33 protein-coding genes are annotated in these 23,176 nt (G+C 32.4%); 15 read left to right on the top strand and 18 right to left on the bottom strand.

The features are described from left to right. The first annotated feature begins 16 nt into the window (after positions 1-16). Both ANASTE_RS09985 and ANASTE_RS09980 read left to right on the top strand, forming a co-directional pair. Entirely contained in the window at positions 17-1,318 is a 1,302-nt protein-coding gene (locus tag ANASTE_RS09985; RefSeq protein ID WP_007050899.1) for a DUF308 domain-containing protein, read from the top strand. 61 nt (positions 1,319-1,379) lie between these two features. Further along, positions 1,380-1,844 carry a hypothetical protein gene (locus ANASTE_RS09980; protein ID WP_007050898.1) on the top strand — a complete coding sequence of 155 codons (465 nt, stop codon included), beginning with the start codon at positions 1,380-1,382 and terminating at the stop codon, positions 1,842-1,844. A gap of 109 nt (positions 1,845-1,953) precedes the next feature. Here ANASTE_RS09980 and tuf read toward each other — a convergent pair whose 3' ends face one another. The 6 genes from tuf to ANASTE_RS09950 form a co-directional block, all read right to left on the bottom strand. Then, positions 1,954-3,147: an elongation factor Tu gene (tuf, locus tag ANASTE_RS09975; RefSeq protein ID WP_007050897.1), complete on the bottom strand. Its 1,194-nt coding sequence runs from the start codon at positions 3,145-3,147 to the stop codon at positions 1,954-1,956. 109 nt (positions 3,148-3,256) lie between these two features. Continuing rightward, entirely contained in the window at positions 3,257-4,480 is a 1,224-nt protein-coding gene (gene tyrS / locus ANASTE_RS09970) for a tyrosine--tRNA ligase (RefSeq protein WP_007050896.1), read from the bottom strand. 15 nt (positions 4,481-4,495) lie between these two features. Further along, positions 4,496-5,932: a proline--tRNA ligase gene (gene proS / locus ANASTE_RS09965; RefSeq protein ID WP_007050895.1), complete on the bottom strand. Its 1,437-nt coding sequence runs from the start codon at positions 5,930-5,932 to the stop codon at positions 4,496-4,498. 110 nt (positions 5,933-6,042) lie between these two features. Further along, positions 6,043-6,774 carry a hypothetical protein gene (locus ANASTE_RS09960; RefSeq protein ID WP_007050894.1) on the bottom strand — a complete coding sequence of 244 codons (732 nt, stop codon included), beginning with the start codon at positions 6,772-6,774 and terminating at the stop codon, positions 6,043-6,045. Between the two features lie 78 nt (positions 6,775-6,852). Beyond that, positions 6,853-7,167 (bottom strand): hypothetical protein, encoded by a 315-nt coding sequence (locus ANASTE_RS09955; RefSeq protein ID WP_007050893.1) that lies wholly within the window; start codon positions 7,165-7,167, stop codon positions 6,853-6,855. A gap of 10 nt (positions 7,168-7,177) precedes the next feature. Next, positions 7,178-7,486 (bottom strand): hypothetical protein, encoded by a 309-nt coding sequence (locus ANASTE_RS09950; RefSeq protein WP_007050892.1) that lies wholly within the window; start codon positions 7,484-7,486, stop codon positions 7,178-7,180. Positions 7,487-7,623: 137 nt separating this feature from the next. Here ANASTE_RS09950 and ANASTE_RS12130 point away from each other — a divergent pair, with 137 nt between their 5' ends. From ANASTE_RS12130 to ANASTE_RS09940, 3 genes are all read left to right on the top strand, one after another. Beyond that, positions 7,624-7,779, top strand: coding sequence for a hypothetical protein (locus ANASTE_RS12130; protein ID WP_007050891.1), 156 nt, complete (start codon positions 7,624-7,626; stop codon positions 7,777-7,779). A 67-nt stretch (positions 7,780-7,846) separates the two neighbouring features. Then, entirely contained in the window at positions 7,847-8,044 is a 198-nt protein-coding gene (locus tag ANASTE_RS09945) for a hypothetical protein (protein WP_039945573.1), read from the top strand. A 45-nt stretch (positions 8,045-8,089) separates the two neighbouring features. Beyond that, the gene (locus ANASTE_RS09940) at positions 8,090-8,698 is read left to right on the top strand and encodes a hypothetical protein (protein ID WP_007050889.1); all 609 of its coding nucleotides are present in this window, start codon (positions 8,090-8,092) and stop codon (positions 8,696-8,698) included. A 159-nt stretch (positions 8,699-8,857) separates the two neighbouring features. Here the strand turns inward: ANASTE_RS09940 and ANASTE_RS09935 are convergent, their stop codons facing one another. From ANASTE_RS09935 to ANASTE_RS09910, 6 genes are all read right to left on the bottom strand, one after another. Further along, entirely contained in the window at positions 8,858-9,121 is a 264-nt protein-coding gene (locus ANASTE_RS09935) for a hypothetical protein (protein ID WP_007050888.1), read from the bottom strand. Positions 9,122-9,132: 11 nt separating this feature from the next. Continuing rightward, entirely contained in the window at positions 9,133-9,519 is a 387-nt protein-coding gene (locus ANASTE_RS09930; RefSeq protein ID WP_007050887.1) for an SHOCT-like domain-containing protein, read from the bottom strand. A gap of 21 nt (positions 9,520-9,540) precedes the next feature. Further along, a complete protein-coding gene (locus tag ANASTE_RS09925) occupies positions 9,541-9,900 on the bottom strand; it encodes a DUF2089 domain-containing protein (protein WP_039945570.1) in 360 nt (119 codons plus the stop codon). A 189-nt stretch (positions 9,901-10,089) separates the two neighbouring features. Continuing rightward, positions 10,090-10,578, bottom strand: a complete 489-nt coding sequence (locus ANASTE_RS09920) for a M23 family metallopeptidase (protein WP_187361981.1) — start codon at positions 10,576-10,578, stop codon at positions 10,090-10,092. A 251-nt stretch (positions 10,579-10,829) separates the two neighbouring features. After that, positions 10,830-11,258 (bottom strand): hypothetical protein, encoded by a 429-nt coding sequence (locus ANASTE_RS09915; RefSeq protein ID WP_007050884.1) that lies wholly within the window; start codon positions 11,256-11,258, stop codon positions 10,830-10,832. A gap of 45 nt (positions 11,259-11,303) precedes the next feature. Further along, entirely contained in the window at positions 11,304-11,906 is a 603-nt protein-coding gene (locus tag ANASTE_RS09910) for an N-acetylmuramoyl-L-alanine amidase family protein (RefSeq protein WP_187361980.1), read from the bottom strand. 119 nt (positions 11,907-12,025) lie between these two features. On the opposite strand from ANASTE_RS09910, the gene ANASTE_RS09905 reads away from it, so the two are divergent. The 6 genes from ANASTE_RS09905 (at position 12,026) to ANASTE_RS09880 (ending at position 15,372) form a co-directional block, all read left to right on the top strand. Next, the gene (locus tag ANASTE_RS09905; RefSeq protein ID WP_007050882.1) at positions 12,026-12,532 is read left to right on the top strand and encodes a putative ABC transporter permease; all 507 of its coding nucleotides are present in this window, start codon (positions 12,026-12,028) and stop codon (positions 12,530-12,532) included. A 212-nt stretch (positions 12,533-12,744) separates the two neighbouring features. Continuing rightward, positions 12,745-13,344, top strand: coding sequence for a GNAT family N-acetyltransferase (locus ANASTE_RS09900; RefSeq protein WP_007050881.1), 600 nt, complete (start codon positions 12,745-12,747; stop codon positions 13,342-13,344). Between the two features lie 99 nt (positions 13,345-13,443). After that, positions 13,444-13,728, top strand: a complete 285-nt coding sequence (locus ANASTE_RS09895; RefSeq protein WP_007050880.1) for an autorepressor SdpR family transcription factor — start codon at positions 13,444-13,446, stop codon at positions 13,726-13,728. Further along, positions 13,712-14,344 (top strand): SdpI family protein, encoded by a 633-nt coding sequence (locus tag ANASTE_RS09890; RefSeq protein WP_007050879.1) that lies wholly within the window; start codon positions 13,712-13,714, stop codon positions 14,342-14,344. The genes ANASTE_RS09895 and ANASTE_RS09890 overlap by 17 nt, the downstream gene beginning before the upstream one ends. Before the next feature lie 133 nt (positions 14,345-14,477). Beyond that, complete coding sequence (locus ANASTE_RS09885; protein WP_039945567.1) at positions 14,478-14,927, top strand: LytTR family DNA-binding domain-containing protein; 450 nt, start codon at positions 14,478-14,480, stop codon at positions 14,925-14,927. A 1-nt stretch (position 14,928) separates the two neighbouring features. Further along, positions 14,929-15,372, top strand: coding sequence for a DUF3021 family protein (locus ANASTE_RS09880; RefSeq protein ID WP_007050877.1), 444 nt, complete (start codon positions 14,929-14,931; stop codon positions 15,370-15,372). A 67-nt stretch (positions 15,373-15,439) separates the two neighbouring features. Here the strand turns inward: ANASTE_RS09880 and ANASTE_RS09875 are convergent, their stop codons facing one another. The 5 genes from ANASTE_RS09875 to ANASTE_RS11545 all read right to left on the bottom strand — a co-directional run bounded on the left by ANASTE_RS09875 (position 15,440) and on the right by ANASTE_RS11545 (position 19,540). Continuing rightward, positions 15,440-16,252, bottom strand: a complete 813-nt coding sequence (locus tag ANASTE_RS09875) for an HAD-IIB family hydrolase (RefSeq protein ID WP_007050876.1) — start codon at positions 16,250-16,252, stop codon at positions 15,440-15,442. Between the two features lie 75 nt (positions 16,253-16,327). Next, positions 16,328-17,131: an HAD family hydrolase gene (locus tag ANASTE_RS09870; protein ID WP_007050875.1), complete on the bottom strand. Its 804-nt coding sequence runs from the start codon at positions 17,129-17,131 to the stop codon at positions 16,328-16,330. Next, positions 17,128-17,925, bottom strand: coding sequence for an HAD hydrolase family protein (locus ANASTE_RS09865; RefSeq protein ID WP_007050874.1), 798 nt, complete (start codon positions 17,923-17,925; stop codon positions 17,128-17,130). The genes ANASTE_RS09870 and ANASTE_RS09865 overlap by 4 nt, the downstream gene beginning before the upstream one ends. A 3-nt stretch (positions 17,926-17,928) precedes the next feature. Beyond that, positions 17,929-18,726 carry a Cof-type HAD-IIB family hydrolase gene (locus ANASTE_RS09860; RefSeq protein WP_007050873.1) on the bottom strand — a complete coding sequence of 266 codons (798 nt, stop codon included), beginning with the start codon at positions 18,724-18,726 and terminating at the stop codon, positions 17,929-17,931. Positions 18,727-18,793: 67 nt separating this feature from the next. Further along, entirely contained in the window at positions 18,794-19,540 is a 747-nt protein-coding gene (locus tag ANASTE_RS11545; RefSeq protein ID WP_007050872.1) for an HAD-IIB family hydrolase, read from the bottom strand. A gap of 386 nt (positions 19,541-19,926) precedes the next feature. On the opposite strand from ANASTE_RS11545, the gene ANASTE_RS09850 reads away from it, so the two are divergent. The 4 genes from ANASTE_RS09850 (at position 19,927) to ANASTE_RS09835 (ending at position 22,317) form a co-directional block, all read left to right on the top strand. Further along, complete coding sequence (locus tag ANASTE_RS09850) at positions 19,927-20,922, top strand: isocitrate/isopropylmalate dehydrogenase family protein (RefSeq protein WP_007050871.1); 996 nt, start codon at positions 19,927-19,929, stop codon at positions 20,920-20,922. A 269-nt stretch (positions 20,923-21,191) separates the two neighbouring features. Next, complete coding sequence (gene rpsU / locus ANASTE_RS09845; protein ID WP_007050870.1) at positions 21,192-21,371, top strand: 30S ribosomal protein S21; 180 nt, start codon at positions 21,192-21,194, stop codon at positions 21,369-21,371. 16 nt (positions 21,372-21,387) lie between these two features. Next, positions 21,388-21,831, top strand: a complete 444-nt coding sequence (locus tag ANASTE_RS09840) for a GatB/YqeY domain-containing protein (RefSeq protein ID WP_007050869.1) — start codon at positions 21,388-21,390, stop codon at positions 21,829-21,831. Between the two features lie 54 nt (positions 21,832-21,885). Further along, positions 21,886-22,317, top strand: coding sequence for a 2-thiouracil desulfurase family protein (locus ANASTE_RS09835; protein ID WP_039945563.1), 432 nt, complete (start codon positions 21,886-21,888; stop codon positions 22,315-22,317). Positions 22,318-22,341: 24 nt separating this feature from the next. Here ANASTE_RS09835 and srtB read toward each other — a convergent pair whose 3' ends face one another. After that, positions 22,342-23,109 carry a class B sortase gene (gene srtB, locus ANASTE_RS09830; RefSeq protein WP_198004111.1) on the bottom strand — a complete coding sequence of 256 codons (768 nt, stop codon included), beginning with the start codon at positions 23,107-23,109 and terminating at the stop codon, positions 22,342-22,344. Positions 23,110-23,176 lie beyond the last annotated feature (67 nt).

The following is a 23,176-nucleotide window of genomic DNA, read 5'->3' as shown; positions in this document are numbered from 1 at the left end:
CATCAGGAGGAATGAAATGGAATTTAAGAAAAATATATCGGCATTAAACTTATTTGTATCTTCAATGGCATTGATAACTCTTGGTCTATATATTTTTTTCGAAACAGATATATTTTTAGAATGGTTCCCTATGATCGTAGGAACTATTTTGATTTACACTTCTCTTTCTAAATTCTATTCTTTTTATTCAAAAAATAATAATAAAAACAATTTTGTTCTTCTCGGTGATTTTGTAATCCTGATTCAGGGGATCCTTGCTTTCATAAAACCTAATTTGATACTTATAATATTCCCCGCCTTTGTAGTATTCTACTCATTGTGTTTAGGAACTATATCCGCAATAGTTTTTTATCAATATAAAAAAGCAAAAGCTCCGTTTTCGATTTTAATGATATTAAAATCGATTGCATTTTTCGTTATAGCTTTTCTCGTAATCAGCGCAAATTTTTATGATAAAACATTTATAATCACGAAACTAACCGGACTATATTTGATTTTTTACGGAATTACTATATTTACTGATTTTATTGATGAAGAAATACCAAAGTCATACGCAAATAAACTTATAAGAAAATTTTCCGTTAGACTTCCTGTTTTGTTTACGACAAATATTTTAAAAAGTACACTAAAAAAAGTAAATGATTTTATAAATCAAGTAGATACTAATAACGGAGAAATAAATTTAAGCGAAAATCAAATCGGACTTGAACCGAACTTGGATATATTGATACATGTAAAGAAAGATGGTACGGGAGCATTCGGGCATGTTGATTTTTTCTTTGACGGATATGTCATTTCATACGGTAACTATGATTTTTCATCTTTAAAACTTTTCGGTTCCATGGGAGAAGGCGTTCTGTTTTTTGCAAAAAGTAAAGAAAAATATATAAAGTTTTGTAATTGGTACGATGAAAAAACAATTTTTGATTTTGGTTTAAGACTAACTGATTTACAAATCGAAAAAGTCAGAAATAAAATAAAAGAACACATGGCTAATTCTTATTATTGGCTTGCACCTATTGACTATTACAATAATAAACACAAAGATTATGATGATTATGCAAGCGAACTTTCTAAAGCAAATAGCATCACTTTCAGAAAAATCAAAAGAGGTCGTTTTAAATATTATTTTACATTTTATACCAACTGTGTTAAATTCGCCGATTCAATATTGGGACAAGCAGGGATAGATATATTAAACCTTAACGGAGTTATTTCTCCGGGTGCCTATTTCAACTACTTTGACAGAGAATACAGAAGGAAAAACAGCATAGTGATAACTAAAACTGTTTATAATCCAAAAGGAATTGTAAAATAAACCAAGCATATTTTAACCCTTTTTACAGAAAATATTAATAAATCAACTGTAAGGAGGAACAATGAAAAAATTAATAAGTATTTGTATAACACTTCTGATAATTCCGTCTTTTTTTGCATGTTCCAATCCCATAAAGGACTATGAAACAAATGAAAAGAGTAATTATATGAATGATGAAACTTTCAAAGGCGGAAAAGATACCGGTGCTACATCAATAAGAAAGATTTGGATAAATGATTTGATTGGGGATACCAAAATCATTATGGACTTTGATGAAACAGATAAAATCCCTACTCATATCATAAGTTATTCAAAAAATGAAAAACAAATTAAAATATCTTTTGATAATGTGAATGTGGAAACAGCAAGGATTTCCGATTATAAAAATAATAAAATTATCAAAAAAATCGAAGCTAAAAACAAAGAAGGAAATAAAAGTGAAGTAATAGTAACTTTAAATAAAGCAATTAAATACAGAACCGATGAAACTATAGATTCAAGTCAATTGGTATTAAACCTCAGATAAGACTCCCAACAAGAGTCTTATTTTTTTATAAAAATCAAATCCCCCCACAAATATTACCAACCACAAAAAAAAGAACATCATAAAGATGCTCTTTTCTATCTATTATTCATTATTCAATGATTTCTGTTACTACTCCGGATCCTACTGTTCTTCCGCCTTCTCTGATAGCAAATCTTAACTCTTGTTCGATAGCTATCGGTGTGATTAGCTCAATAGTTGTTGTAATGTTATCTCCAGGCATTACCATTTCTGCTCCGCCTTCTAGATTTACTACTCCTGTAACGTCTGTTGTTCTAAAGTAGAATTGTGGTCTGTATCCGTTGAAGAATGGTGTATGTCTTCCACCTTCGTCTTTTGTCAATACATATACTTCCGCTTTGAATTTTGTGTGTGGATGAATTGTTCCAGGTTTTGCCAGTACTTGTCCTCTTTCGATTTCTGTTCTGTCTACACCTCTTAAAAGTGCTCCGATGTTATCTCCGGCTACACCTTCGTCTAACATCTTTCTGAACATTTCTACACCTGTTACTACTGTCTTCTTAATTTCTGGGTGAATTCCTACTAATTCTACTTCTTCACCTACTTTGATAACTCCTCTTTCTACTCTACCTGTTGCTACTGTACCTCTTCCTGTGATTGAGAATACGTCTTCTACAGGCATTAGGAATGGTTTATCTGTATCTCTTACCGGTTCTGGGATATATGCATCTACTTCTTTCATTAAATCAAGGATCTTATCTCCCCATTCACTTTGAGGATCTTCCAACGCTTTAAGTGCTGATCCGATTACGATTGGTGTTTCATCTCCGTCAAATTCGTATTCGTCAAGAAGTTCTCTTACTTCCATTTCTACTAATTCGATAAGTTCTTCATCATCAACCATATCTGCTTTGTTTAGGAATACTACGATATATGGTACGTTTACCTGTCTTGCTAGTAAGATATGTTCTCTTGTTTGTGGCATTGGACCATCTGCTGCACTTACTACTAAGATAGCTCCGTCCATTTGAGCTGCTCCTGTGATCATGTTCTTTACATAGTCGGCATGTCCAGGGCAGTCTACGTGTGCGTAATGTCTTGTTTCTGTTTCATATTCTACGTGAGCTGTTGAGATCGTTATCCCTCTTTCTCTTTCTTCCGGCGCTTTATCGATGTTTTCGAATGCTACTGCATCACCTGTTCCCAATCTTTCATGTAGTACCTTTGTGATTGCTGCTGTCAATGTTGTCTTTCCGTGGTCTACGTGTCCGATCGTTCCGATATTTACATGTGGTTTCGTTCTTTCGTATTTTTCTCTTGCCATTTTATTTTCTTTCTCCTTATCAAACTTTTATATTCTCTTATTGTACTTTAAAATAGCCTATTTACATCAAATAAATAATACTAAATATTATTAACCATGTCAACGTTTATTAAACAATATTTATTTTATGATATACCTTTTTCCCTTTTTTGATAATGATTTCATTTTCTTTAAAATCTTCTAATGTAATCATTTTATTTACATCGGTTATTTTTATATCATCAACACTAACTCCGCCTTGTTTTACAAGCCTTCTTCCTTCACTTTTGGAAGGTATAAGCTCAGCCTTCAGCATTAAATCAAGCAAAGAAATACCATCATTTATTTCCGATTTTTCAATATCCGTTGAAGGCATATTTTCCTTGCTTCCTTTGCCTTTAAACAGTGCGGACGCAGCTTCCTTTGCCTTATCCGCTTCGTCTTCACCGTGAACAAGTTCGGTAAGTTCGTAAGCTAAAATTTCTTTTGCTTTATTTAATTCACTGCCTTCCCATTTTTCCATTTTTTCTATCTCTTCCAATGGAAGGAAAGTCAGCATTTTAAGACATTTGATTACATCTTCGTCTCCTACATTTCTCCAGTACTGATAAAAATCAAAAGGTGAAGTCTTGTTTGGATCCAGCCAGACAGCTCCTGACGCCGTCTTACCCATTTTCTTGCCTTCTGAATTAAGAAGTAATGTAATTGTCATGGCATAAGCATCTTTGCCCAGCTTCCTTCTTATAAGCTCTGTACCGCCGAGCATATTGCTCCACTGATCGTCTCCGCCAAACTGCATGTTGCAGCCGTAATCTTTATATAATCTGTAAAAGTCATAGCTTTGCATTATCATGTAGTTAAACTCAAGGAAACTGAGTCCTTTTTCCATTCTTTGCTTGTAACATTCGAATGTAAGCATTCTGTTGACGCTGAAATGAGAACCTATATCTCTTATGAAATCTATATAATTCAAATCTCTCAGCCAGTCTGCATTATTAACCATTAAAGCCTTACCGTCGGAAAAATCAATAAACCTGCTCATTTGTTCTTTAAATCTTTCGCAGTTTTCGTTTATGGTTTCAACAGTCATCATTTGTCTTAAATCTGTTCTGCCAGACGGATCACCTATCATTCCCGTTCCGCCGCCGACGAGTGCTATTGGTTTGTTTCCTGCCATTTGAAGTCTCTTCATTAAACATAAAGCCATAAAGTGACCTACATGAAGACTATCCGCAGTAGGGTCAAATCCGATATAAAATGTTGCTTTGCCGTTATTGATAAGTTCTTTTATTTCTTCTTCATCTGTTACTTGAGCAATGAGTCCTCTTTTAACCAGTTCTTCGTAAACAGTCATTTATTCTTTCTCCTATTAATATGCTCTTGCAAAATATGCAAGCTTATCTGCTTTCTTACCGCAGTATACACAAGTATCGCTTCCGATATCTTCTTGTTTGAACGGTACACATCTAAGTGTTGCACCTGTTTCTTCCTTGATTTTTTCTTCACACTCTGCGCATCCGCACCACATAGCCTTTACAAATCCAAGAGCTTCGCTTTGAACTTTCTTGAATTCATCCATATCTTTGGCTGCTTTTGTATGTTCTTCTCTGTGTTTGAGTGCTTTATTATACATATTAGATTGTATTTCATCCAATAATTCTTTAACTTTATTTTCTACTTCATCCAAGCTTACACTTATTTTTTCAGAAGTATCTCTTCTGGCTATTACACACTGACCGTTTTCAATATCTTTAGGTCCGATTTCGATCCTAACGGGAACACCCTTCATTTCCCACTGATTGAATTTCCATCCCGGTGAATAAGCTTCATTATCATCTAATAATACCCTTAAATCACTTAATTTATTCTTAAGTTCATTTGCTTTATCAAGTACCCCTTCTTTATGCTGTGCGATAGGGATAATAACCACTTGAGTAGGTGCAATCTTAGGCGGGAATACAAGACCGTAATCATCTCCGTGAACCATTATGATACCGCCGATGAGTCTTGTTGAAACACCCCAAGATGTAGAATAAGCATATTGCTCTTTTTCTTCTTTATTTAAGAATTTAATTCCGAATGCCTTTGCAAAATGGTCAGCTAAATTATGGCTGGTACCGCTTTGAAGAGCTTGTCCGTCGTGCATCAATGCTTCTATGGTATAAGTAGCGTGAGCTCCGGCAAATTTTTCCTTTTCCGACTTTTGTCCTACAACTACAGGCATTGCAAGATAATCTTCACATATTTCTCTGTAAATATCTATCATCTGAAGAGTCTCTTCCTGTGCTTCTTCAAATGTTGCATGAACGGTATGACCTTCCTGCCATAAAAATTCGCTTGTTCTGAGGAAAGGTCTGGTCGTTTTTTCCCATCTTACAACGTTTGCCCATTGATTGTATAAAAACGGAAGCTGTCTGTAGGATTTAAGCCATTTTGCATACATACTGCATATAATGGTTTCGCTTGTAGGTCTTATGCAAAGTCTTTCCGCAAGTTCGTTCTCTCCCCCATGTGTTACCCATGCAACTTCGGGAGCAAAACCTTCAACATGTTCTTTTTCTTTATTTAAAAAGCTTTCCGGGATAAGTAGCGGGAAATACATATTTTGATGTCCGGTCTCTTTAAATCTTTTATCGAATGCCGCTTGAATATTTTCCCAAAGTGCATAACCATACGGACGAATAACCATAAACCCCTTAACGGGGGCATAATCTACCATTTCTGTTTTAGTTATTACATCTGTGTACCAACGAGCAAAGTCTTCACCCATCGGAGTTATAGCTTGAACTTTCTTTTTCTTACCCATTTCTTCTTCTCCTAAATATAATTTTAATCAATTAAATATTATATCATAACTTTATATATTTTTCATATTTATTGGTAAAATAAATAAAAAAAGCTTATTAATATAAGCTTTTACTTATTAAATTCGTTATTCCATTTTTCAAGTCTTTTATATAGCTTTTTCTTTACCTTATCATTGTCCGATAAAGAAATTATTTGATTAAAATAACTATAAAAGGCTGAAGGATAAGATATTTTTTCTTTCCTTGCATGTTTTTTCTTTGGTATTACTTCACTCAATAAATCTTCGTAAGTAATCAAATGACTGTCCCTCGTGTATTCATTTTTAGAAATGCTATCAAAACATTTTTTAAACAGCTCAAAATCATTATTTTTTCTGGTGCTTCTGATAAAATCTATAAAACCGTAATTTGCAGCGGGAAATTCTGAGAATAAATATACTATAAAATCTTCATCTTCTTTTAATAGTTTAGACATACCCTCATAGTAATCATCGGAAAACCAACAAAGCATACAAGAATCCATTTCATTATAATAATCATCGGCATTCTTATTTACATAAGGGAAATATATACTAAGCCACTTGAAGATTTTAGCACAGTAATACATATCATCTTCCCCAATCGTATACATAATATCCCACAGAGAATCATCACCGCTTAAAGATGACTTTATTTTAACATCATTGAAATAATAAAACAACCCGCTTATCCAAGGCTCTATTTTTCCACTCTTTTCAAAACAGTTTTCCAAGCTTACGTTTTCAGGTATGTTAAAAGGCTCATTATCTTCCGGAATTATAGGCTCTGTTATTTTTATCTTATCTTTAATAGAATATTTCATAATTTCACCCTGATTTATAATATATAATTATTTTAACATATTTATGGTAATATTTATATAAAATAAAAAAAGAGAGGACTAAAAGCCCTCTCCTTTCAGAAATTCATCTTCGGTTATAAAATCCTTTTTTATCTGAGGAGTTTCTTCAACCTCAGCTTCTATATTTTTATGTTCATTTTCCACTACGACTTCTTTGACAGTATCGTCATTATAAATAAGTATTTTTTTATCTTCCATTCTTCTTCTCCTTTTTCTTCTATTATGTGCAGATTTTTCTTTTTTTGTTACTGCATCTTTATTATCAGTTTTCTGCTTTTCTTTTAACATGTCTTCATTATTATTTATGTTTTCTGCTTTTAGCTTTTTTCTTTTAAGCCTTTTACCCCGAGCCATATTTATCACCTTATTTTACTTTTTTTACATATGATTTAAGCATATCCAAAACTTTATCAAACTGTTTTTGTTCTTCCATAGGAAGCTTTTCTTTATACTCCAGTATCACTCTTGCCTTATCTTCATTGCTAAGATGTGCAAGATCTCCATGATCTCTCATAAATTCCTGAAACTTAGGTGCATACTCCTGCTCCAAGGCTTCCGCCTTTTCCATAACCCCCTTCTTGCTTGCCGCATCCTTAAGTTTTTCCACCGAATCCTCATTGATATTTAGACCGCTTGCCATATTTACCATCTTTGAAATGTCTTTTTCCTTCACTAAACTACCTCCTTATATTTAAATTGAAATAAATAAATTATTTCATCACACAAATACCCCTTGGTGCGTACTATGAACTAGGGGCTTAAAAAATAAAAAAAGCACCTATTAAAATCTATTACTTGGAGGTAACTTATATGTGTAATTTTTTAGATGACTGTTCTTGTGAATGTTTATTGATGTTTTTCCTACTTTTAGTAGTGTTATTTGACGGCTGTGATATCTTCGGCGAAGAAGATTCATGCAGCTTATTATTCTTCTTCTTATTATTAGTTGTTCTTTTCACTGAATAATTTTAATTTTAAGATTTTGATATAGACGTAAAATATTTTACAAATTTACCCGAGGGAGGTACTTCTTTTGAAAGGCAATTTTTTAGATTGTTTGTGTGACGACGATAGTATGATCATACTTATCGTTTTGGCAGTATTATTACTTTTTAATGGCAACGACGACTGCGGATGCGGCGGCGGATTTCTAAACGGTTTATTCGACGGCAATAATATAATCCTTATTATCTTAGTAGTGTTCTTACTTTTCTGTGACGACGAATGCTAATAAAAAAAGGGGCCTCGGCCCCTTTAATTAAAGGAGATTACAAAAATGGATATATTCAGAAACATATCCCTAAATGAAATACTACTGGTATATTTGGTATATAATCTATTTAGTAGTAACAATAACAGCCCATATATTAAAGCAAATTACACCATAACGGATTCAGAGAACGCCGATGAATCAGACACTTTAGAAAAAGAAAACATCGAACATAAAAAAGCTTTGTTAAATAAGCAGTTATTTAATAGTAATTTTAATATACATAATGCGAGAAAAAGGTTGAAATATGTTGACGAATACTTTTCTCATGCAGAAAGAATAAAAAACAGAGCGGTTGGAATAAAAAAAGACGGAAAAAAGGGAACTAATAAGTTCCTAATGGATAATTTAAAGCATGGGCTGGGAGATAATTACAAAAATATCGAATCAATGATAAATATGCTCCCGTTATTAAGCGGCATGAATGAAATGAAAGATATATTAGGTGCAAAACCGGCATCAAGCGAAATAAAAACGGAAACAAAAGCTGAACATGATGAGCAAAAAGAGCATAGTGAAATAATAAAAGCAGAAAAGGAGAAAAAAAATAAAAGAAATCTTAAAGAAGATAAAAGCTATAACGATATTTTAGAGCTTGTAGATTTACTATCATAAAAGACATTGTAAAATATCACAATGTCTTTTTTATTTGGAATAAATAATTCACTTAATATTATGCTTGATTATATTTCGTTATATAAAAATATATATTATATAAAATAAAAAAGTGATTACATTATCAGATTTCAATCCGATATAATAATCACTCAATAATTATAATTTTATAGAAACAAACGTGCCGTCCGCCGCTTCCACATGGATAATTTCCAAACCTTTATTTTCTTTTAAAATATCCATACATTCTTTTACGATCAGGTTGATGGTTTCCTTAGTAACTAGTTTATCATAAGGTTCAGGTGTATTAATACTCATTTCCTCAAACAATTTTTCCGGGAGCATTTGAACCACAAATCCTGCCATACCTATCGGAACGGGTAAAGAGAAACGAAAATCCTTTGTTCTGATTTTTACTTTCATATTTATAAAGTCTATTTATCAACGAATATTCTAACCGTGGTCCCATCGGCTGCATCCACATTTACAAAGTCGCCTTCGATTTCGTCATCAAGGCACTCCGAAACTGCATCCATCATACTCGAAAGGTCAAAACCTTCAAGTTCCTGTTCCGGTATTGGAAGCTTACCTGTTACTTTTAAAATCTTTTTAATGGCTCCAACAGGGAATTGTATATTCACTTTATCACCGCTGCTGCTGTCTACTATAATCCTAAACATCTTTTTATCATAGCTGTTCTTCATTACTTCGTTTTGAGAGGAAGGTACATTCACATTCATTGCTGACATCAATTCCGCTCCCTGTTCGGCTGTAATAGTTCCTTCTTCTATCATCTTTAAAATCCTTAATTTTTCATCCATGATCAAACTCCTTATTTTATATTATTTTAACTGTTCAATTGCTTGTTCAGCTGTTATTTCTCCGTTTTCGAGTGCTCTTAATACTTCCTCTTTCTTTGCCGACTCTTCATTCGTTTCTGTTTCGTATCCGAGTTTTTTTATTACCGAATCCAATTTAGCACGTACTGTCGGATATGAGATACCAAGTTCCTTTTCAACTTCTTTGATATTTCCTCTGCATCTTATAAAAGTTTCTGCAAAATACAAATCTTCATCGGAAAGATAGTCAAATTTACTGAGTCTGAAACTATTTTCTATTACCGTTTCGCAGGAATCGCATTTAAGTCTTGTTACTGCAAGCTCGCTGTTACATACCGGACAGCGACTAATAACTTTTTTCATACATTCACGCCCTTTCTCTTTAATACAAATATAATACAAAATATTAAAAATGTCAATATAAATATTAATATATTTAATTAAAATATTAAATATATTAATTAAAACTTTAAAATATTTAATCATACTGTATTATAACCTTTATTTTTATAATAAAAAAGACAAAGTGAAATTCACTCTGTCTTTTTTTATCTATTTATAATCTACAAAAATCAAAGGATTTATAACATCCTTCACATCAGTGGATGTCCTGACTTCAAAGTGAAGATGATGTCCAGTCGTAGAACCCGGATTTTTGTCTTTTACGGGGTCTCCCCCCTCTCTTCCTATCACATCTCCCTGTTTTACCTTTTGTCCTTTTTTAACATATACCTTTGAAAGGTGAGCATAAAAAGTATGTATATCATATTCATGTTTTATCTTTATGTAATTACCATACCCGCCTTTATCAAGACCTGTTTCTACTATCGTTCCGTCTGCAGCAGCTTTTATTTTATCATGCCATTGGGCACCTATATCAATACCCGTGTGCATTTTCTTCTTTTTATATATGGGATGTATCCTATAAGAAAAAGGACTCGTTATCGTTCCTTCAACCGGTTTTATAAATCCTCTCTTTTCTTTTTTATATTTTGTGATTTTAGAATCATTATCTGATACTATAAATTCATTATTGAACAAATAAAACATATCCTGAAATTTAAACCCATAACTCCAAACGGTTATAACCACAAATATAATATTTAAAAATACGAAAAATAAATTTTTATATAATATTCTATTTTTTTTATTTAACTTTTTTCTTTTCATCTTTTTAATATATGAGCTTATCCATAAAAATATGTAAATCCGATTATTAAACCATATCTACTTTAAAATTTAAAATATTTAAAAATCAAATAAAAAATGAGCTAAATAAATAGCTCATTCTTTTATAGATACTTTTTAAGTTCATAAAAATTCTTTTCTTCGATTTCAAGAAGTCTTTCTGCCAATTTTACTACATCTTTATCGCTGTCTTTATATTCTCTTAATTTTTTCGTTATTTGAACTATACCCATGGTACTTCCCTGCATTAGCATCCCCGCAATATGTTCCGAAGATTTATCTTTTAATGTTTCCATTTTTATCATTAAATAGCTTTGCATTTCCGTGAAAAATGATAGATCCTTCGCTTCTTTACCCATTTTCTTCATAAGTTTATTTACTTTACTTACAAAATCGTCATAAGTTTCTTTTTCGTAAATCAATTCATCTCTGAATTTTAAATCTTCATTGATGTCAATTAAATCCTCAATGGTTTCGCTCCCCATTTTAGCATTTTTAAATATAAACTCCAATAATCTAATACTATTATCCATTTCATTTATCCTTTTTTATTTTATTATTTTAAAAAAGGACATTTTTTATTCAAAATAATTTCCGTTATATCTGTTTCTTAAGTAAGAAATATTTTCTTCACTGTCTTCATTGTATGGAATTCCGAAGTAATCAAGTATCCCCTTTGAAATATCTCTTCCGTATTCATATACGTTATTTATAATGAAATCACTTTCCTCGGGATTATCGTGAAAACCTATTTCAGCAAGAACTGCCGGAGCCGTTGTATTTTTAAGCTCATACATACCTTTCCCGCCGAAAGAAAGCCTTCCTTCTTTAACTCCCAAATCTTCAGTTGGAGTCAAAGCTTCCAAATAAGGATAAATATCTCTCGCAAGAGCTTCGCCCTCTCCTCCGAAACGATGGGTATAAATCTCCGCACCTCTCGCTTCTCCGTTTGCCGCATTTGAATGAAGGGCAACATGGACCCTTGGATTTATATTATTAGAGTCCTCTACGACCTGTGCCAAAGTCATGCTCGGATTATTCCTAGCAGTTACAAGTCCGTGTCTGTTTAGTTCATATTCCACAACATCCGCCACTTCATTCATTCTTGCTTCTTCACTTCCGTATCCCTGCTGTCCCAAATTAAAATGCTGAACGGAAGGTGATATATATACATCTACCATAAAATTTCCTCCTAAATTAATAATATTCATAATATAATATGAAAAAAATCATCAATTCGTTAAATTTATAGTATGTTAATCATAGTAATAACAGAAAATAAAAATAAAAAAGGAAAATCATGAGCATTTATATTTTAATACTTTTTATTTTTATATACAGCTTTTTCGGATATATATATGAAACAGCAATTAATATCGTAAACAAAGTACCTATAAACTCTAAAGGTTTTTTATACGGTCCGGTAAGACCAATATACGGTTTTGGATGTGCATTGATAATCATAGTATTTTACGATACTCATATAGATACTCTGCCTTTATTTTTCCTCGTGGGACTACTTGCATGCACCTTGGAATATTTTACATCTTATTTACTGGAAAAAATATTTAATAAACATTACTGGGATTATTCCAATAATCTGTTTAATCTTAACGGCAGAGTATGTTTGCTTGGATTTACTGTATTTGGGCTATTCGGAGTTATACTCGTTAACTTTATACATCCAAACTTAGTTGAATTGGTTTATGATAATCTATCTAACAGGTCAATCATATATGCGGTTTATACACTCATTGGAATATTCATTATTGATATTTTGATGAGTCTATATCATCTTTATCATTAAAAGGACAATGTCTATAGAACTTGTTCTTTTTTTATTTATGTTTCAGTTTCAGATGATTGCAATTAATTAATAAATTTTTTAATATGATTTAGTTAAGTAAAAGAAACAAATTATTTAGTTAATGGAAAAATTATGATAATATATTTTTTATATAAATATTTAGTTAAGTTAAATTTAAATCATTTTAAATTTACCCTATAAGGAGGATCATCATGAATAAAATTAAAATAAGATTTGCAGAAGAAAATGACAGTAATGAAATTTTAGATATATATACTCCATACATATTAAATACACCCATAACTTTCGAATATGACAGACCTGATGAGGAAGAATTTAAAAATAGAATAGTAAAAACAAAAAAGTTATATCCATATTTGGTTTACACTATTGATAGTAGAATAATAGGCTATGCTTATGCAAGCCAATATAAAAACAGAAAAGCATATGATTATACTGCCGAAATATCTATATATATAAAAGAGGGATATAAAGGTAAACACATAGGACAAAATTTATATATGTCTCTTATAGAAATATTAAAATTACAAAATCTTCAGCTTTTATATGCTTGCATAACGATACACCCTACGCTTAAAAGCAGTGATTTCCATAAAAAACTTGGTTTCAAAGAGATAGGTTATTTTGAAAAAAGCGGTTTTAAAGATGGGCAATGGTATGATACTGCTTGGTACAGTTTGGAGATAGGAGACTTTAAGCCAAACCCAAAAGAATTTATACCAATCAACAAAATCAATAAAGAAAAGCTAAATAAAATCTTCAGAAAATATGAAGAGGCAATAAACAAATAACTATTTAGAAATTTATCTAAATAGTTATTGACTTTCTTCTGTAACAGTAATATAGTCTATTTAGAAAATTTTCTAAATAGACTATAAGGAGATGATTATATGAGTTTCGGGGATACTCTTAAAGCACTGTCGGATCCAATAAGAAGAGAGATACTTACAATGCTTAAAAGCAAAAGGATGTCTGCGGGAGATATATCCGATAAGTTTGATATGACAAATGCAACAGTATCATATCATCTGTCAAAATTAAAAGAAGCGGGACTTATATACGAAACGAAATATAAGAATTTTATATACTACGACATAAATACTTCGGTATTTGAAGAACTGATGTTATGGTTATCCCAGTTCGGCGGAGGAGAAGAAAATGAAAAAGATAAATAAGGAACTTTTATTATCAACGATAGCGTGCTTCATACCAATGGTCATCGCACTTTTATTTTATGACAAGTTACCGGAACAAGTACCTACACATTTTGGAGCAAACGGTGAAGCCAACGGCTATTCATCAAAAGTATTTTTTACTTTTGTAATGCCTTTATTATATGTTGGGCTCCATCTATTTGTTAATATAATGATAAACAATGACCCCAAAAGAGCAAACTCACCAAAGATAATGTTTTCTATCGTAAGGTGGCTCATTCCCGTTTTGATGACTATAGTTACGGGATTATCCATAGCTGCGGCATTAAATGTCAATATCAATGTATCTACATGGGTATTGTGTTTTGTCGGGATACTTTTTATAGTTATTGGCAATTACCTTCCAAAATGCAAGCAGAATTATACTATAGGAATAAAACTTCCATGGACACTTAACAGTGAAGAAAACTGGAACAAAACACATAGGCTGGGCGGTATAGTATTTGTGTTATTCGGATTGATACAAATAGCGGGTGCATTTTTCGATTTCGGCGGTATCATTACCATGATTACGATTTTTGCAGTATTATTAATACCTATGATATATTCCTTCATCCTATATAAAAAAGGAATTTAATAAAATTAAGAGAGCGGAATATCCGCTCTTTTTTTATTTATGCAGCCTGACATTTATTATATGTAACTTAGAGTACACCTTATTGAATATGATAACAGTTTATAGTATCCTGCAATTAGAGGAGGATAGGACATTGAAGATAACAGTTGAGCATATCAAAGAAGGTGAAAATGAAATAATCCTAAAGTGTAAAAAACTGGATGAAGAAATGCTGGAAATACTTGAGCTTTTAAAAGAACGAAGCTTTAAGATACCCGCAAAGACCGATGAGGGTATATACATGGCTGAGCCAAATGAAATATACTACATCGAAACTATCGAAGGAAAAACATTTATATATACAAAAGACGTTGTTATAAAAGTAAATTTTTCTTTAATTGAACTTGAGACGAAATATATGTCATTTGGATTTACGAGGATAAACAAATCCCAGATAGTAAACATTTATTATATAAAAAGTCTTAAAGCTTTAATAAACTCAAAAATAAAACTAACGCTTAAAAGCGATGAACAATTAATATTATCGAGACATTATAATTTCAGACTTAAAGAAAACCTTGGGATATTGAAAGGAGAAAATTAAAATGAAAAATAATAACCTAAGAAAAGAACTGATGTTTTTATACAATGCAAAGTCCATGACAGGAATTTACTTCAGCACATTTGTACTTTTTTATTTAGTACTTAGTGCATTATCAAATGGCATATCAAATTCGGTACTTGGTTTTATGACCGCTTTTCAAATGCTGATATGTTCTGCATTGATAGGATTTTCTCAGGAAACACTAATACCTGAAGATAAAATATCCTTAAAAAGAACAATGATATGGGGCATATTGATGTTTATTATAACCATAGGGTTTTGCGAGTTCTTTGGCTGGTTCAGCCAAGTAAAAATATGGTGCAAAATCTTATTCTACTTAGCGGGTCTCGTATCGATATTAGTAGTATGGCTGGCTTTGGAAATCAAAGCTAACTTTGATACCAAAGAATTGAATGACGCACTTAAAAGGTTTCAAAGTAGATAACGAAATAAAAAATAAGGGGCGCCGAATCTGCCGAAGGCAGGCGTAGTGCCCCTTTTTCTAAATTTAATTATACATGTTTCAATTTATCTTCATCTTTTAAAATATATTTATATGCAGCATATGCAAATGCATTTTCATTATTGGTCCTCGGAAGAACTATATCAGCGGCTTCTTTTGTTTTATCATCGCTGTTTTTAACTGCAATCCCATACTTTGAAATATCAAACATATACGTATCTACTTCCTGATCGCCGATACTTGCAACCTCATCTGCTGTTATTCCATATTCATCCATGATTACTTTAAGTCCGTTTGCTTTATTTAAACCATTCGGCATATAACTTACACACTCTCCGTAAGGTCTTGCAGTGGTATATACTCCTTTAGGGGCAAGAGCTCTCAAATGAGGTACATCTTCCTCATTTTCCCTTACAACTGCAACTCTGCAGCATTTATCCAAAGAGAGAGTATCGCCTTCACAGGCTTTCTTTAAGGTATGAAATCTTTCTATATGACGCATTAATTTCTCGTCTGCATTTTCATACATAATCCCATTTTCATGATAACAGAAGAACCCTCTGTTTTCAGCTCTCAGCTCTTTTATGAAATTTTCGTATGAATTTTTATCAAAGTAAGAAATCAGTTTATTTTCTCCTTTGACATCAAGTATCAAAGCTCCGTTTATTGCGACATGTTTAAAATCTTCAAGCCCCAAATCATGTATATGCTCTCTCATAAGAACTTCCGTTCTTCCCGAGTTTAATACTACTTTTACTCCCGCATCAACAAGGTCTCTTACGGCATTGATATTTTCCTTTGACATATTATCGTTTTTATCTAAAAATGTATCATCTAAATCTACTGAAAATAATTTTATCATTTTATCCTCCGTTAAATTCTTATAGCCACAGCATAAAGCTATGGCTATTATATATAATTCAGATATATTTTTCTACTATATTTCTTTTAATTTTTCTTCATCTTTTAACAAATATTTATAAATTGCATACGCAACACCATTCTCATTGTGACTTCTCGGAAGTACGATATCCGCTGCTTCTCTCGCAAAGTCATCGCAGTTACTTACCGCAAAAGACATACCGCAGGCTTTAAACATGTCGATATCGCTTTCCTGATCCCCAATACAAGCCACTTCTTCAGGCAATATCCCATAATCTTCAAGTATAGGTTTGAGTCCGGAAAATTTATTGAGCCCTATTGGCATATAATCCAGTATACCGCTGTTGGCAGTTGAATATAATCCTTCAGGACAGATACTTCTTACATATTTAAGCTCTTCTTCGTCACCGTAATATGTGTTTACTCTGGGACATTCAGGAATAGACATTACATCGCCCTTAATAAGAGCTTTACTTGAATGGAAATATTCCACCTGAGGTCTTAATTTATCTACATGCTCATACATAAGTCCCCCGTCACAATAACAGAAAAATTCTCTGTTTTCCTTTCTGAGCCTTTCTATTAAAGCCACATATGTATCACGGTCAATAGCCTCTACGAATTTATTCTTACTTGTATAATCCATTATAAGAGCTCCGTTTACTCCAACATGTTTATACTTTTCAAGTCCGAGTTCATAAATCATATCCTTCATAGTAGGTTCGCTTCTACCCGAATCAAGTACTATTTTAACGCCCGTAGCTTCCAAAGCTTTAATAGCCTCTTTATCTTCTTTTGAAATAATATTTCCGTCTCTCAGAAGTGTATGGTCTAAATCCACAGCCAATAATTTTATCATAATTTTTCTCCTAAAAAATATTTTTCTATAACATAGCTGATAGCATCTTCTTCATTGGTTTTATCTATTACTATTTTTGCAGCCTCTTTAGCTTCCTCTACGGCATTCTTTACCGCTATTCCAAGAGGTGCTTCCCTGAGCATTTGTAGGTCATTTCCGCCGTCTCCGACACAAACTATTTTGCTCTCGTCTATACCAAATTCCTCCGACAGTCTCTTTGCTCCTTTATACTTGCCTTCGCCTCTTAATGAAAATATGACAAAACCGTTCCCTTCTCCCGTTTCTATCACATCATTTGACCAAGAACGCATCAATGCTCTTTCTTCTTCGTTATTTATAATTCCATAAATCAAAAATATACCTTCGACATCATAAGGTGTATAATCAACATCTATTAATGGATAACCTTTGATATATTTATCCATGACTTTTGCCAATTCAAAACTATGGTTATGATATATCCCCTTAGGCGTAAACACATTCGCTTCTATATTATTTTCCTTTAATAAATCAAGGATCCTTATAATTTCATTTTTTGGCAAAAAGCCTGAAATTTTTTCATATCCGTCTATATTAAAGATACTAAGTCCGTTGTGAGCCAAATGTTTTTGGTCTGTTAGTCCGACCATCTTTATTACATCCACCATCGTAGGAGCTGCTCTTCCGCTTGCAAGGGCAACTTTACCGCCATTTTCGATTAAAGTTCTTAGTGCCTTTTTATTTTTATCGGATATCGTTCCGTCATCTTTCAAAAGCGTATCATCCAAGTCCGTTACTAAAAGCTCATACTTCAAAGTCTATTCCCCCAATATATATTTATCTACTACATATGCAACAGCATCTTCATCACAGCTTTGTTCTAAAACCACATCTGCGATTTCTTTGACATCATCTGTCGCATTGGCTACTGCAATACCAAGTCCAGCACCTTTTATATTCGTATAATCATTTTCCTGATCTCCCATTACGATGACCTCATCCATGGAAATACCAAGTTCCTTTGCAATCGCCTCGGTTCCCTTTATCTTGGTGATTTCATATGGCATCATATCAAAGTAATTGGGATCGGGGATAACTCCGCTCATTTCATTTTCTTTTTCAAGCCCCTTGACAAATTCATATTCTTTGTCATCTTTAAAGTAAGTACTTATTTTATATACACCTTTTATATCTTTGATATTTCCCAATTTTGTTTTAGTTACCGGAAAATAAATTTCAATGCTTTTGCCTATGCTTTCGCTTCCATTTTCATATACAAAATCAAGATTTTCACTGGAAAATACTCCGCATTCGATACCTTTTGCCCTAAGTTTATCCACCAAATCAATATAAAAATCATGATTAAAAGTCTTTATTATTTTTCTGTCGTTGCCTTTAAATATCCCCGCACCATTATCCGAAATATGGTAGTTATCTTCTATACCTATCATTTTGGCATAATGAAGCACATCTAGAGCAGGTCTGCCGCTTGCAAGAGACACCATTATCCCTTTATCTTTACATTTTTTTATAGCCTCTAAATTCTTTTTTGAAACACTCTTATCGGTACAAAGCAGAGTATTATCAACATCCATAACAATCAATTTATATTTCATTATGCTCTCCTCAATGTTTGTGTATATTTTAAATATATTTAAATTTCCTTTGATAGGATTTAATTTCTTAAAGCATATATTCGTGGATCAAATGATATAATCCGTCCTCGTCATTTGTGTACGGAAGAACTACATCGGCTACATTTTTAAGTTTGTCCACCGCATTCTTCATTGCGATACCAAGACCTACATTACCGACTATCTGCATATCGTTCTCCTGGTCCCCGACAGCAATGATTTCTTTCGTGGATATACCCATTTCCTTTGCTATCCTTAAAGCTCCGCTCCATTTTGATACGCCTCTCGGAGATAAATCGATAAAATATTCCCCGGCAATATCCGCTCTAATATCACTGTGAAGTCTTTCCATTTCTCTATGCAGGAATATATGATCGACATTCTTATATGATGAACTTATCTTAAATACATTTTTAAGCTCTCTTACATCGGTTTCGACAAAATCTATTAAGGTATCCTGGTTTATTGATTTACATTTATGTACAAATTCTTTACTCGACTCATCATAAAACGCACCGGAATACTTACTTGTCATAACCACAAAAGGAATATTATTATATCTGAGTATATCGACTATCCTCTTATAGAAATTTTCTTCAAAATGAGCGACCACTTCTTCTTCGCCCTCCTTGAAAATAGTAAGACCTCCGTTTGCGATATTGAAGTTATTCTGACATCCCAGCTGTCTGGCAAATTTTATCGCGTCTACATATAATCTGCCGCTGCCAACGCTTATAAATTTTCCTCTTTGCTGAAGCTCATGAACTGCTTCAAGTATTTTTTTTACTGATTTCACTTTTGCTGTTTAGCATAGTCCCGTCCAAATCAGTGATCAGTAGTTTATAATCCATATACTCCTCCTTAAAATATATTTTAAACGAACTTTATTTTGAATTATCAATATATTCCAAATAAAACAGTTTTACAAAAGGATATAACCTTTTAATAAAATCTAACAATTCGATACAACAAAATCTTTTATTTTGAAATTTTAATTTATAATTTTCCTATAAACTTAATTACCTTTTATAATTTTACTATACAAACGTTACTATTGTCAAATAATTACAGCGCAAATTACAAAAGATTATCAAATATTTTGAAAATTTAGAATTTATATCTATTGAGTATTTTTCTTAAGTAAAGTATAATTGAACTTAATCTGAAAAAAGGAGAACAATAATGAAAAACGTAACATTAATTTATGGCGACGGCATTGGTAAGGAAGTAATGTCAAGTGCGGTCGAAGTAATAAAGGCAACAGGAGCCGATATAAATTTTGAAGAAGAGATTGCGGGACTGGAAGCAGTAGAAAAATACGGGGAGCCTCTTCCTAAAAAAGTAATAGACAGTATAAAGAAAAATAAAGTAGCTCTTAAAGGTCCGGTTACAACTCCTGTAGGCAAGGGATTTAGAAGCGTAAATGTGACTTTGAGAAAAGAACTTAATCTATATGCAAACGTAAGACCGGTCAAAACTTATGAAGGTCTTAAAAATCGCTATGAAGATATCGATCTTGTAATAATAAGAGAAAATACAGAAGGACTTTATGCAGGGATCGAAAAGGAAATCGAAGGCGGTGCGGAAACGACAAGACTGATTACAAAAGAAGCAAGCAAAAGGATTGCAAAGTATGCTTTCGAACTTGCAAGAAGAGAAAGCAGAAAAATGGTGACAGCTCTTCACAAAGCAAACATATGCAAACTTACTGACAGGGTATTCTTAGATGCGGTTAACGAAGTACATAAAGATTATCCGGAAATCGAATTAAACGACTTGATAATAGATGCGGCATGTATGAATCTGGTTATGTACCCTGAAAAATATGATGTACTATTAGCTACAAATCTTTTCGGAGATATCGTAAGCGATTTATGTGCGGGTTTGATAGGAGGACTCGGACTTACAACAGGCTCTAATATAGGAAAAGACGGAGCGATATTCGAAGCAGTTCACGGTTCTGCACCGGATATTGCGGGAAAAGATATTGCAAATCCTACCGCATGTATTTTAGCAGGCGCGAAAATGCTTAATTACATAGGTTATGAAAAAGAAGCCAAGAAAATCGAAAACGCAATAGAAGGTCTGATAAAAGAAGGTAAATATCTAACAAAAGACCTTGGAGGAAATCTCGGTACAAAAGAATTTACAAAGAGAGTAATCGAAAGATTACAGTAAAAGAAATTTTTTTATAAATAATAAATGTTACAATCATTAAATCATTTATAACATTATAATTTATTAATTATATTTTATTTAAATGATAAAATTTCTTAAATAGGATTAAGTCAGATAAGATATTTTCGTTTTAGGGGCTATAAAGCCATTAATACTTGTTTTTTTCAAAAGAACGACCAAATCTTATTGACATATCCCGCTTATTTTTTTATAATAATTTATGCTACTTACAAACGTGATAACCCACGGTTAGAGGGGAGGGTTGAAGAATGTCAGAAGTAAGATTAAGAGAAGGCGAATCACTAGAGAGCGCTTTAAAAAGATTTAAGAAAAAAACAGCTATGGCAGGTGTTATGTCTGAAATCAGAAAAAGAGAGCACTATGAAAAGCCAAGTGTTAAAAGAAAGAAAAAAGCTGAAGCAGCCAGAAAGAAAAAAAATAAAAGATAATTAGGAAGTGTTTTGTATGTCACTTAAAGAAACTTTACTTGGCGATTTAAAAAAAGCCATGAAAGAAAAAGACAATATAGCAAAATCTACTGTTACAATGGTCAGAGCTGCGATATTACAAATCGAAAAAGATACGAAGAAAGAATTGGATGATACGGAAATTCTTGACGTAGTAGCAAAACAAGTCAAACAAAGAAGAGACTCTTTGAACGAATTTGTAAAAGCAGGAAGAGATGACCTAGTTGAAGAGACTAAAGCTGAGCTTGATGTTTTGATGAAGTACTTACCTAAACAGCTTTCAAAAGAGGAAGTCAAAGAAATAGTAAAAGAAGCTATTGATAAAGTAGGTGCGAAAACAGTCAAAGATATGGGCAAAATCATGAGCGAAGTTATGCCGAAAGTAAAAGGAAAAACAGACGGCAAAGTCGTTAATGAAGTAGCAAGAGAATTATTAAATTAATTATACTTAAGATAAGAAGTGGTGACGCTTCTTATTTTTAATTTAGAGGTAATAATGAATAAAGATAATATTTTGATTTCCGCTTGTCTTCTCGGAGAGAACTGCAAATACAGCGGAGGAAACAATAAAATCAACGATACAATAATTGATGAACTAAGAGAAAAATTCAATTTGATTATGGTATGCCCTGAACAGCTTGGAGGACTTATGACTCCCAGGGAACCTTGCGAAATAAAAAACGGTAAAGTATTAACGAAAAGCGGAGATGATGTAACAAAAGAATTCGAACTCGGAGCTTTAGAAATTTTAAGAATAGCAAAAGAAAATAATGTTAGATTTGCGATACTTAAAGCAAATTCCCCATCGTGCGGTAATAATGAGATTTATGACGGAAACTTCAGCGGTACTTTAATAAAAGGAAAAGGTATTACAGCAAGTATTTTAAAAGAAAACAATATTAAAGTAATAAATGAAAATGAATTATAAAAAAACGCCTATAAAGGTCGTTTTTTATTTCTTGATTAGTTTACCTATCAAAACATATCTTCCCTCTTCCATTTCATAGGAACACGTAGAAAGGGTTATAATTTTATCACTGTCTCTTATGGTTTTTCCGCTGTTGAATGTTGTGTTTGATTTTGCATGAAGGAGTAAATCCTCAACATTTTCATCCAGCACAAATTTATTGTCATCCCACTTATATGCGTCTATTACAAATCCATAAACAACTTCTATCTCATAATTTTGATTTGGGGTGTAAAGTTCTAATGTTTTATGAGAATTATAATACTCTGGATCCTTATATCCCATAAGACCTGCAAACATACTTCCGTTCTTCATGTTGTGAGCATAGAGGATCGTATTTTTACTCTTGAAGTTCTTATTCTTCGTATAATCCATAAAAACCGAACCGCTGGAATTTTGAGTGTTATCAAATAAATGAGATAAATAATAATCATTATCGCTACCTTGGACTACCGGATAATCGATCATAGTATCTTTGGAATACAACCATCCTATAACATCGGGGTTGATACTCTTTAATTTATCAAAATCTATTTCTCTTTCCGATTTCTTTGCTTCGTTTTTTATACTCTGATATGTATTTGTCCCTTGATTATACGCAGATGTTATGGTGTAAATTTTATACACCGAAAATAAAAGCGTAACACTGAATACACCGAGAAGTATATATAATAAAATATTCTTTTTTAAACTGCTTTTGTCTTTTTTATGCTTTTTGATTACTTTTACTTTTTTCTCTTTCATAGTTTTCATTATATAACTTAATAAAATAATTATCAAGATAACTTTAAACAATAAAAAAAGAAGAAAGACCATTCTT

The organism is Anaerofustis stercorihominis DSM 17244 (assembly GCF_000154825.1).
GTDB classification, from domain to species: Bacteria; Bacillota; Clostridia; order Eubacteriales; family Anaerofustaceae; genus Anaerofustis; species Anaerofustis stercorihominis.
The sequence above is the reverse complement of the archived record's forward strand: the minus strand, read 5'-3'. Positions and strand labels throughout refer to the sequence as shown.